The organism is Candidatus Melainabacteria bacterium (assembly GCA_016193285.1).
GTDB lineage: Bacteria > Cyanobacteriota > Vampirovibrionia > 2-02-FULL-35-15 > 2-02-FULL-35-15 > JACPSL01.
Map to the genome: position 1 here is coordinate 123,273 of JACPSL010000008.1, position 10,607 is coordinate 133,879.

Consider the following 10,607-nt stretch of genomic DNA (forward strand, 5'->3'; position numbering starts at 1 on the left):
CTTATTTACCCACAAAGTAATAATATCAACGTAAATGTCTTATTACAATAGAGATAACACTTAAATAAAAAGTAAAAGTTAATATATCTAGCAAAGTAGTAATTACTGGCGAGCTTGCAGTAGCTGGATCCTTTTTAAGGAATTGCAAAAAAATCGGGAAAATTGTGCCAAGCAATACACCTAGTATCATAGAGCATATTAATGCAAAAGCTACTACAATACCTAATGCCGGCAAGCTATGTTGTTGCCATGCAATTAAACCTGTAAGTAAAGCACAAACAGAGCCAAGTAAAACACCAATCTTTAATTCATGAAAAATATGTTTAATAGTATTTTTTAGTTCAATATCACCAGTAACTAACCCGCGTACTATTATTGTTGCAGTTTGTCCTCCAACATTACCTGAAAGCCCTGATAGTAGAGGCATGAATGAAATAGCAATAGGTACACTTGAAATTGTTTTATCGAATGATGCAATTACAAATGCAGCTATTGCTTCACCAATTAATGTTATAAAAAGCCACGGCAACCTTGCTCTAACTGCATATGTTACTTTTCCGGAAATTAATTCATCCGATGGAAAAACATCACTAATACCTGATCCTTGATAAATATCTTCTGTAGTTTCTTCTTTTAAGATATCTACAACATCATCAATAGTTACTACACCTTTTAAGTTATCCCCTTCATCAATTACTGGAATAACAATTAAGTCATATTTTGATATTGCTTTTGCTACTGTTTCTTGATCATCTGTTACTTTACAAGTAATAACTTCTGTACTCATATGGTTTCCAACAAGATCACCTGGCGGTGCACATATAAGATCTCTTAAACCAATTACACCAACAAGTTTGTTACTGTTGTCAACAACATATAAATAATAAATCGTTGCTTTGTACTCAGCAGCTTGCCTCCGTATAAAATTTAATGCAAGATGAATGGTCATATCTGATCTTAATCTTAAAAAATCAGTAGACATAATTCCACCAGCAGACTCTGAAGGATAGTGAATAAGTTCTTGAACATGAGCTAGTTGTATTGGATCTGGAAGTGCTCTTAGTAATGAAGACTTTTCAGCTTCAGGTAGTCTGATAATTAAATCTGTTGCATCATCAATATCCATTTGTGCAACAATTGTTGCAAATTGTTCTGCTCCTAAGTTTTTTAAAAACTCTGTTTGAGCAGTTGAATCCAACTCTGCAAGCACTTTAGCTTGAAGCTGTAATTCTAATAAAGAAAAACAAGCTATTTTGTCTTCATCATGCAAAGCTTTTATTACTTCAGAAATATCTTGAGGATATTGATCATTTAAAAAATCTTTAAGTTGTTTATCCTGCTTACTTTTAATAAGCTCAACAACTTTTTCAGGTATAGTAAGTTTTTTCTTAACAGCCATAGTACTTAGAATAGTACAAAGTGACAATTAAATTAAGAATTGAGAATTGAAAATTGACAATTAAATCGATTTTGATTCCTGAGTAGTACTTTGAGCTATATTCTTTTTACCAATAAACGGTGAGGTCCTTTCTCTAACAGTTTGTAATACTTCTTCATCCATAAATAAAAGGCCGTTTGCTTTTGCTGCTGCAATAGCTGCTTTTTGCTCCTCACTATCAGGCTCTTTAACTATAAAAGGAATTAAGCTGTCAAGATCAATAAATCTATCTGCTACATCTATAAGTTTTGGTGATGTATTATTCCTGAATCCTGCTACCTCAACCCTAGCTCCTTTGTATGCTACTGCATTTACTGCATATGCAAAATCTTCATCGCCGCTTACTAATATTGCTGTTTCATAATGACCACATAAACCAAGCATGTCTACTGCAATCTCAACATCTAAATTTGCTTTTTTGGTACCATCAGGGAAAATTTTTAGTTCTTTTTGAACTACCCTGTAACCATTTCTTCTCATCCAAAGCAAAAACCCTTGTTGCTTGGCTGCATTTTCATCAACCCCTGTATAAAAAAATGCTCTAAGTAAAGAACCACAATTACAAAGTAGTCTTAATAACTTCGCATAATCTATTTCAATACCTATCGTTCTAGCAGCATGAAATAAGTTGTTACCATCAATAAAAATGGCTACTCTGCCTCTTGAATTATCTCCAATTGGATTTAATCGGGATTCCACTTTAACTACTCCTTAAATGAACTTATTTTATAAAAGCTTTTAATATTTTTACTTACTTTTTACTTTCTATATCTCTATATCTAGCCTTGGAAAAACTTGCTTTCCTTCCTTGACTTTAAAAACTAATTTTAGTTCTTCCTCCTTGCTTAAGTTTATCCATTCGTTATGTTCATTTAGTTTATCATACCCAAGTTGGCTATATATTTTTAAGCTTGTCTCGGGGATGAAAGGATTAATTAGAATACTTATATTCCCTAAGATTACTAAGGTTTCGTAAAGACAACTTTTTGTTTCTTCGGTTTTGCCCACCTTTACTAGCTTCCACGGCTCAAAATCATTAAAAGCTTTATTTGTGCTGTCTACAAGCTGCCAGACTATATCTAATGCTTCTTTTAGTTCTAATTTTTCCATGTGCTTTTCATACTCTTTAATTGTAAAAATTCTTTTATCTTTTAATCCTAAATAATTTTTTATTTTTGGTTCTTCTATTACCCCGCTAAAATTTTTATTTACTAGATTTAAAGTCCTATTTAAAAGATTTCCTAAATTGTTTGCAAGATCAGAGTTAATCCTGTTTATAAAATTTTCTCTTGAGAAGTCGCCGTCTTTTCCAAAAGTTACTTCTCTTAGAAAGTAAAATCTAACTGCATCAGCTCCAAATTCTTTAACTAACTCATAAGGATCAATAATATTTCCAGTTGTCTTTCCCATTTTTTCACCATCTTTAGTTAAAAAACCATGACCAAATACTTTCTCTGGAATAGGTAAACCACAGGACATTAACATACATGGCCAATAAACCGCATGAAAACGTAAAATATCTTTTCCAATAACATGAACTGAACAAGGCCAATATTTTTTAATTGTATTTTCAATTTCTACTTCTTCAGCATCATTTAAAAGACCTGATATATAGCCAAGTAAAGCATCAAACCAAACATATATAGTTTGTTTAACATCAATTGGTACTGGAATCCCCCAGCTAACTGACTGGCGTGATATTGGGAAATCTTTTAGTCCTTCTTTTATCCAGCCTAAAACTTCATTTCTTCTATAGGAAGGTTGTATAAAGTCAGGGTTTTCATTTAAATGTTTTAAAAGTTTGTTTTGATATTTTGAAAGAGCAAAAAAATAATTTTTTTCTTTGTATTCTTGAACTTTTTGTTTATGTATTGGGCAGTTTTTTAAAGGATCTAAATCTTTTTCGAATTTAAAATCCTCACATGCTTCACAATATAACCCTTCATAATTAGCTTCATATATATCTCCATTTTTAAAAACACGATTAAAAAACTCCTGAACAATGCTGTAGTGTTTTTTTGATGTTGTTCTAGAAAACTTATCATATTTTATATTTAACAACTTCCATAGTCTTTCAAATTCCCCAGCTATTTTGTCACAGTGATCCTTTGGGTTTAAGTTTTGTGATTTAGCTGCTCTGTAAATTTTTTGACCATGTTCATCTGTACCTGTTAAAAAACAAACATCATATCCTTTAAGTCTTTTATAACGTGCAATGCAATCACATGCAATTGTTGTATAAGCACTACCAATGTGAGGTACATCGTTTACATAGTAAAGAGGAGATGTAATGTAAAACGTGTTATTTTCTTTAGCCACTGTCAATTAAAAGATCGAAGATTTTTTTACTGGCTCAGCATATTGATATTGTTCTTGTAATTTTTGTTGTTCTCTTTCTTTACTACGTCCCCAAAAAGCATCTTTTAAAGCACGAGCTTCATTTGATTCTGTACTTAAAGTAAAATTATTAGGTGCAAAAATAAATACACCTTGACCAACTCTTTGTTGATGTCCATCTAAAGCATGTGTTGCACCTGATAGAAAATCAACAACTCTTTGAGATTGTTCTGTATCCAGGTATTGTAAATTTAAAACAACTGATCTTCTACAACGTAATTCTTCAACAATGTCCAGTGCTTCATCAAATGACCTGGGTTCAATAACTACTACTTCACTTTGTGGTGTTAAACTTGGATGATCAATCACTTTTATATTCCCCCTGCTTTGAAAGTTATTTGATGTTAAATTTGAAATATGACTTGTAGAATGACTGGGTGAAATTGAGTCTTGTTCCTCAGTTTTCCACAGTTCATCAAAATCTTGAGGATTATATACATCAACCTCTTTCATATCTCTATACCAAATCCCTTTTATAAATTCTAAAATGCTCAACTTTTTACCCTCCAAATTCACTGAATATAGCTCTCCCAATTCGAATCATTGTTGAACCACATTCAATTGCTATTTTATAATCATTACTCATGCCCATAGATAACTCTTTTAAATTAGTTTTATATGTTTGATTTAACTCCTCTTTTAAATTAACCAGCTTTAAAAAATTACTTTTAATTAAATTCATGTCATTTGTTTTTGGTGCAATTGTCATTAGTCCAAGTACTTTTACATCTGGTAGTTTAATTAGATTTTCAAATGTACTTTTTAGTTTATCTTCAGTAAATCCTGCTTTTGAAGGATCTTGGAAGATATTGACTTGAAGTAAAATGTTTTGAGTTAATCTTTTTTTACCAGCAGTCTTACTAATAACTTCTGCAAGTTCAAGAGAATCTACAGAATGAATAAGATAAAAATTCCCTGCTGCATGTTTTACCTTATTTTTTTGCAGACGACCAATGAAATGCCAATTAACCAAATTTTCAGAATCTTTAAATTTTAAAGATAATTTTTCTAGAGCCTTTTGTACATAACTTTCACCAAAGTCATGCATCCCTGATTCATATGCACTAATGATTTGCTCTTCAGTGGCATATTTTGTTACAGCAATAATTTTGACATTAACATTACTTGTTTGTTCCTTGATTTTTTCTAGGTTTTCTTTGATACTCACATGCAAATAATCAACATCAAAATTAACTACATTATATAGAATCACTAACTTTAGATAACTTGTCAAGAAAAGTAAATCCTTTATTTACAAAAGAGAATTATAGATAATTGATTTTTGGGCCGAATTGGCCGAAATTACTTAAAAAATATCTTTGGTATCCTTCTTTTTGCAAAAGCACCTCTTATAATGTCTTCCATTGAGTTAGTTGATTTATGGGTAAGAGGAGTATTTTGAAATAAAGATTTTGAATCTTGATTTAATTCATCTAAAATTTTTTCCTGCAAATTAAGATTTCTGTCTATATTATTTAGCCTTTCTTTAAGCTCGTCAATTTTTGTTCTAATATCCTTTAAATTGTTTTCAGATTGTTTATTGTTCATTGTTATTTATTTGAAGTCTTTCTTCTTCATTTTTTATAAACTCTAATTTTTTGCAAATGCTATTTAAAATATCTGCTCTGTCATTTACCAAATCATAATCACAGGTAAGTTGAGCTGCTTTCATCTGATAAATAAGTAATTCAGCTTCAGAAATTAAATCTTTTTTTATTTCATTTAGACACATGACATGTCTCCTATAAGGCATACTGCCCTTAATAAGCAACTTATAAACTCAACTAAATATTTACTGAAATAGGTATAACCCTGAATCAGAGAATCAAAAAATTGGTAGCTCGAATTTGAATTTGCTATTATTACTAGTTGAGTGATAAAAGGACTAAAGCGTTACACAACTTAAAGCATTTGATGATTTATTCAGCAAATGCGAGCAAGTGAAAGGAATCGACAAACGGAAGCTCAAGCTTGTCTTGAGCATATAAAAGGAGCAATAAAATGGCAAAAATATACTATGACAATGATGCAAATCTTAATTTAATAAAAGATAAAACAATTGCAATAATTGGATATGGAAGTCAAGGTCATGCACATGCATTAAATCTTAGAGATTCAGGAGTTAAAAGAGTAGTTATTGGATCTTACAAAGGATCTAAAAGTGCATTAAGAGCCAAAGAATTAGGCTTTGAAGTCCTCTCTGTAAGTGATGCAACAAAAGCAGCTGATCTTATTATGATTCTTTTGCCTGATGAAAAGCATAAATCCGTCTATGAATCTGAAATAAAACCATATTTAAATAAAAACAAAGCGCTTATGGTAGCTCATGGTTTTAGTTTGCATTTTAAGCAAATAGTTCCTCCACCAGATGTTGACACTTTTATGGTAGCTCCAAAGGGTCCTGGCCACAGGCTTAGGGCAACTTATGAAATGGGTCATGGGGTGCCAAGTCTTATTGCTATTTACCAGGATGCATCTAAAAAAGCAAAGGACTTAGCTCTGGCATATGCAAAAGGAATTGGTGCAACAAGAGCTGGTGTTTTTGAAACTACTTTTAAAGAAGAAACTGAAACAGATTTGTTTGGTGAGCAAGCAGTTCTATGTGGCGGTTTAACCAGTTTAATAAAGGCAGGTTTTGATACCTTAGTTGAAGCTGGATACTCTCCTGAGATGGCTTATTTTGAGTGCTTGCATGAAGTAAAACTAATTGTAGATTTAATATATGAAGGTGGTCTTTCTAAAATGAGAGACTCTATCTCTAACACTGCTGAGTATGGTGATTATACAAGAGGTTCAAGAATAATTGATTCACATGTAAAAGAAAATATGAAAAAAATCCTAACTGAAATTCAGTCAGGTCAGTTTGCAAAAGAATGGATTTCTGAAAATGAAACTAGTTATCAGAAAAACTTCAATGCTTTTAGAAAAAAAGAAGCCTTGCTTCAAATAGAAAATATTGGAAAAGAATTAAGAAGCAAGATGAGTTTTTTAACACCAACAAGCAGTAGTCTAAAAGTACCAGTTGTAAATAAATAATGAAACGTATTGTCCTTTGTAGATTGGGTGGGATAGGTGATGTAATTCATACTCTTCCTCTTGTCAAGTATTTAAGAAATAAATACAAAGAAGCAAGCATTGAATATATTACATCTGAAAATATTTCTGAATTACTTACTAAGTGCTGTCCATACATAGATCGTGTATGGGTTTATAAAAAAGGATTTAGGATTCAGGATTCAGTTAATTATTTTTTTAATTTACACACTAGCTTAAAATTTTTTTTCTTTAATCTTTTTCATATTAGAGCTAAAAAATATTTTCAATATAAAAAAGACAATAACTTTCATGCGGTTGTAAATTTTGCAAAGACTTATGATAAAGAACTTTCTGCACTTCATTTAGATATGAAAACAATCTTTGTTAATAATTCAACTGATATTTTAACTAAGTCTGGTTTAGCAGCAACTAAGTACATATGTTTTGTCCCAGGAGTTGGTAAGGTAAGAATCCACAGGGCATGGCCATTTGAAAATTGGTTTAGTTTAACAAAAAAAATCTTGAATTGTAAAAGAGACTATAAAGTTGTTTTTTTAGGTGGAGAAGATGAAAAAGAAATTTTTCAAAACAGTTCTTTTAATAATCAAGTAGTAAACTTAATTGGCAAGTTATGTCTTTCAAAAGTCGCAAAAATTATTTCAGGTGCAAGTTGTTTAGTCTCTTGTGATACTGGGCTTTTACATATAGCTAGTGCATTATCTAAAAAAGTTATAGGATTATACGGACCAACATTACCACAACGAACTGGCCCTTTTACAAATGATTATCAAATACTTTCAGCAAAAGACTGCAAATGTATAAATAAAAAAAAATGTAGTTTTATTAATGGTGGCTATTGTATGAATAGTTTAAGTATAGATAAAGTCTTAGAAACTATTTCTTTGCTGGTTTTACTTCTTGTGTTTTTGCCTGTGGAGCAGCTGCTTGCTTACTAGCAGCTTGTGGAGCAGCTTCTTTACCAGGTGCTGCTGTTGCTGCTTGAGTACCTTCAGCTGGTGCAGCAGCAGCAGCTTCAGCTATTTCTGGAGCTTTCTCTTCTACTTCATGTGTCTTTGGAATTTCTACTTTTGCAATTACTTCTTCTTTTCTTGTAAGTATAGTAATCTTCTCCTGTATTTTTAAATCACTTATACAAATTGCTTGTCCAATTTCTTTAATATCATCTAAGTTTATATCAATAGCATCTGGAATATCGGCTGGTAAGCATTGGATTTCTAGCTCACTAAGTGAAACAATTAAAACTCCACCAGCAACTACTGCTTGTGAGTGCCCTATAAAATTAAGTGGCACTTTAACTGTAATCTTTTCATCACTTCTAATTTTATAAAACTCAATATTTAAAAAGTAATTATTTTTTATTGGATCAGTTTGAACATTTCTAATCAAGACAGGATATTTTTCTTTCCCGTCAATTTCTAATTGATTAATGTGAGAATATGCTTTATGTGGGATCTTTGAAAATTCTTTTGCACTAAGTTGAATTGATTCAGAATGAAATCCATGACCATAAACAGTAGCTGGTACAAAACCACTTGCTCTAAGTGCATTTGGTTTTTTATTTTCACGAGGTTTTGCTTTAATTATAAGTTGTTTTGCCACAAGAATACTATCTTAATCGCAATGAGGTAAAAAATCAAGAAATGTTTTGTATAAACGAAATCTAATGCGATGCCATACCACAGCATGACTCTGCAGCTAAAAAATTTCCACAACCAAGGAGTGGAATCTTAGGATTTAAAATTACTTTTACCGGCATTTGAGAGACCATAACAGATAGTCTCCCTTTATGTGTAAAGGCTTGCATAAAACTGCCTTCTTTTAATTTATCTAGTATTTTTGGAGCTATTCCTCCACCTATGTAAACACCGCTTGTAGCAAGTGATGTAAGTGCAAGATTTCCTGCTTCAGCACCATATATAGAAGTAAAAAGTTCAAGTGCTTTTTCACAACACTCATCCTTTTTTGCCATACCAATTTCAGCAATCACTGCACTTGGGTCTTCTTTTTTTAAACGCTCTAAAAGCCATGTTGGAGTATTTTGATAAGTAGTATCCTTAAAAAACTCATATACATTTAAAAGTCCAGGACCAGAAAGAATTCTTTCATAACTTATCCGCCCATATTTATTTATTAAATAATTTAAAAGATTAATTTCAATTTTATTTCTTGGTGCAAAATCAGTATGCCCTCCTTCAGATGCTGAAGGTTTGTATTTTTCACCATCCCAAAATATTATTGATTCTCCAAGTCCAGTACCTGCACTTAACAAACATTTATTACCATGTTTAATTTCAGTACCTTCATTCAAGATAAAAACGTCTTTATCTTCCAAGACTTCAATTCCATATGCTCCTGCTTCAAGATCATTTAATAGCCAAACTAAATTTGAATTAATATTTAAAACCTCGGCAATTTTTTTTGCATCTACAAGCCATGGCAAATTTGTAGCATCACAAAGTCCGTCTTTTACAGGACCAGCAACACCAAAACATGCACAAACAATATTTAAATTTTTATTTTCTGTTGTAAATTCCTTTACAATTGTTCTTAAGCTATCGTGGTTTTTGCTTGGGTAATTTTTTTCTAAAACAATTTTAAATTTCTTATCAACTGTTTCTAAAAGAGCTATATTTGTTTTTGTTCCACCTATATCACCAACAAGATACATTTTTTCTTGCCCTTAATTTTTTAAAGAAAGTATCTCGTTTATATGCTTTTTAAGTTTTAACGCTTCTTCTGGTTTACCCATTTGAACATAAAGATCAACTAAGTTCTGAGATACAGTAGCTACATTTGGATGATTTTTGCCAAGAGATTTTTCTAAAATTAAAATAGAACGTTTAAATAATTCTTCAGCTTCTTTATATTTCTTATTGACACTATATAATTCTGCAAGATTATTTAAAGATACTGCAACATCTGGATTATCCTTGCCTAAGGCTTTTTCTCTTATCCTTAATGCTTCTTTTAGTAGAGGTTCTGCTAGAGAATATTTTTCAAGGGTTCTATAAAGTACTGCTAAATTATTTAATGAAACTGCAACATCCAAATCATCCTTACCTAAAGTTTTTTCTCTAATCTTTAAAGCTTGTTTACATAATTTTTCACTGTTATCATAATCACCAGTAATCCTATATAAAACAGCAAGATTACTTAGATCTTTTGCAACAATTGGATTTTCTTTCCCAAATATTTCCTTATCTATTTCAATTGCTTTTTTATAAAGCATCTCAGCTTCAGAATATTTTCTAGTTGCTCTGTATAATTCAGCTAAATTGTTATAGGAAGTAGCTACATTTTCATGATTCTTACCAAATGAATCTTGTGCAAACTTTAATGCATGTTCAGCAGCTTGAATAGCTTCTGAATACTTTCCTTGCCTGTAAAGAATAACCACATTTGAACTTATCTTCTTCCATTTGCTATCAAGTTCAGATGAGGCTTTAGTTGCTTGCTGTCTTGTACAACCAGTACAAGCAAATATTAAAATTAGCAACAAAATTAAATTCTTTATTGTTTTATTATAAATCATTAAAACAATATTATAACTTATTTAGTTACTGCCCATCTGTCAAGGGTGTGTTAAGCAATTCGGGGTAACTTGTCCCACTGACCATTAAAAATGGTATCACGAAGAACAAGAAGTTTTTTAGCATTAAACAATCTCCATCTTTTAGATGCAGATTTCATCCTGTACTCCATTTGAGTTTTAATT

The 10,607-nt window shown here is 31.2% G+C and carries 12 protein-coding genes; 2 read left to right on the forward strand and 10 right to left on the reverse strand.

Annotated elements, in window-relative coordinates:
* Window positions 1–25: 25 nt before the first annotated feature.
* The 7 genes from mgtE to HYY52_02140 form a co-directional block, all read right to left on the reverse strand.
* Window positions 26–1,399, reverse strand: a complete 1,374-nt coding sequence (gene mgtE / locus HYY52_02110; protein MBI2995487.1) for a magnesium transporter — start codon at window positions 1,397–1,399, stop codon at window positions 26–28.
* Window positions 1,400–1,459: 60 nt separating this feature from the next.
* Window positions 1,460–2,137: an NYN domain-containing protein gene (locus HYY52_02115; GenBank protein MBI2995488.1), complete on the reverse strand. Its 678-nt coding sequence runs from the start codon at window positions 2,135–2,137 to the stop codon at window positions 1,460–1,462.
* Between the two features lie 66 nt (window positions 2,138–2,203).
* A complete protein-coding gene (locus HYY52_02120) occupies window positions 2,204–3,763 on the reverse strand; it encodes a methionine--tRNA ligase (GenBank protein MBI2995489.1) in 1,560 nt (519 codons plus the stop codon).
* Window positions 3,764–4,330 carry a cell division protein SepF gene (locus HYY52_02125; protein ID MBI2995490.1) on the reverse strand — a complete coding sequence of 189 codons (567 nt, stop codon included), beginning with the start codon at window positions 4,328–4,330 and terminating at the stop codon, window positions 3,764–3,766.
* A gap of 4 nt (window positions 4,331–4,334) precedes the next feature.
* Window positions 4,335–5,003: a YggS family pyridoxal phosphate-dependent enzyme gene (locus tag HYY52_02130; protein ID MBI2995491.1), complete on the reverse strand. Its 669-nt coding sequence runs from the start codon at window positions 5,001–5,003 to the stop codon at window positions 4,335–4,337.
* Window positions 5,004–5,137: 134 nt separating this feature from the next.
* Window positions 5,138–5,383, reverse strand: coding sequence for a hypothetical protein (locus tag HYY52_02135; protein ID MBI2995492.1), 246 nt, complete (start codon window positions 5,381–5,383; stop codon window positions 5,138–5,140).
* Window positions 5,373–5,567, reverse strand: a complete 195-nt coding sequence (locus tag HYY52_02140) for a hypothetical protein (protein ID MBI2995493.1) — start codon at window positions 5,565–5,567, stop codon at window positions 5,373–5,375. The genes HYY52_02135 and HYY52_02140 overlap by 11 nt, the downstream gene beginning before the upstream one ends.
* Before the next feature lie 269 nt (window positions 5,568–5,836).
* Between HYY52_02140 and ilvC the strand changes: the two genes are divergently transcribed.
* On the forward strand, window positions 5,837–6,871 hold the full coding sequence (gene ilvC, locus HYY52_02145) for a ketol-acid reductoisomerase (protein ID MBI2995494.1): 1,035 nt from the start codon (window positions 5,837–5,839) through the stop codon (window positions 6,869–6,871).
* Window positions 6,871–7,827, forward strand: a complete 957-nt coding sequence (locus HYY52_02150) for a glycosyltransferase family 9 protein (GenBank protein MBI2995495.1) — start codon at window positions 6,871–6,873, stop codon at window positions 7,825–7,827. The genes ilvC and HYY52_02150 overlap by 1 nt, the downstream gene beginning before the upstream one ends.
* On the opposite strand, the gene HYY52_02155 is transcribed toward HYY52_02150, so the two are convergent.
* The 3 genes from HYY52_02155 to HYY52_02165 form a co-directional block, all read right to left on the reverse strand.
* A complete protein-coding gene (locus HYY52_02155; GenBank protein MBI2995496.1) occupies window positions 7,766–8,491 on the reverse strand; it encodes a 50S ribosomal protein L25 in 726 nt (241 codons plus the stop codon). The genes HYY52_02150 and HYY52_02155 overlap by 62 nt on opposite strands.
* A gap of 61 nt (window positions 8,492–8,552) precedes the next feature.
* Entirely contained in the window at window positions 8,553–9,560 is a 1,008-nt protein-coding gene (gene glk / locus HYY52_02160) for a glucokinase (protein MBI2995497.1), read from the reverse strand.
* A 12-nt stretch (window positions 9,561–9,572) separates the two neighbouring features.
* On the reverse strand, window positions 9,573–10,424 hold the full coding sequence (locus tag HYY52_02165; protein ID MBI2995498.1) for a tetratricopeptide repeat protein: 852 nt from the start codon (window positions 10,422–10,424) through the stop codon (window positions 9,573–9,575).
* Between the last annotated feature and the right edge of the window lie 183 nt (window positions 10,425–10,607).

Excerpts from the sequence above, each read along its gene's own strand:
- ilvC (MBI2995494.1), top strand. The coding sequence starts at position 5,837 with ATGGCAAAAATATACTATGACAATGATGCAAATCTTAATTTAATAAAA.
- HYY52_02135 (MBI2995492.1), bottom strand. The coding sequence starts at position 5,383 with ATGAACAATAAACAATCTGAAAACAATTTAAAGGATATTAGAACAAAA.
- mgtE (MBI2995487.1), bottom strand. The coding sequence starts at position 1,399 with ATGGCTGTTAAGAAAAAACTTACTATACCTGAAAAAGTTGTTGAGCTT.
- glk (MBI2995497.1), bottom strand. The coding sequence starts at position 9,560 with ATGTATCTTGTTGGTGATATAGGTGGAACAAAAACAAATATAGCTCTT.
- HYY52_02165 (MBI2995498.1), bottom strand. The coding sequence starts at position 10,424 with ATGATTTATAATAAAACAATAAAGAATTTAATTTTGTTGCTAATTTTA.
- HYY52_02140 (MBI2995493.1), bottom strand. The coding sequence starts at position 5,567 with ATGTGTCTAAATGAAATAAAAAAAGATTTAATTTCTGAAGCTGAATTA.
- HYY52_02150 (MBI2995495.1), top strand. The coding sequence starts at position 6,871 with ATGAAACGTATTGTCCTTTGTAGATTGGGTGGGATAGGTGATGTAATT.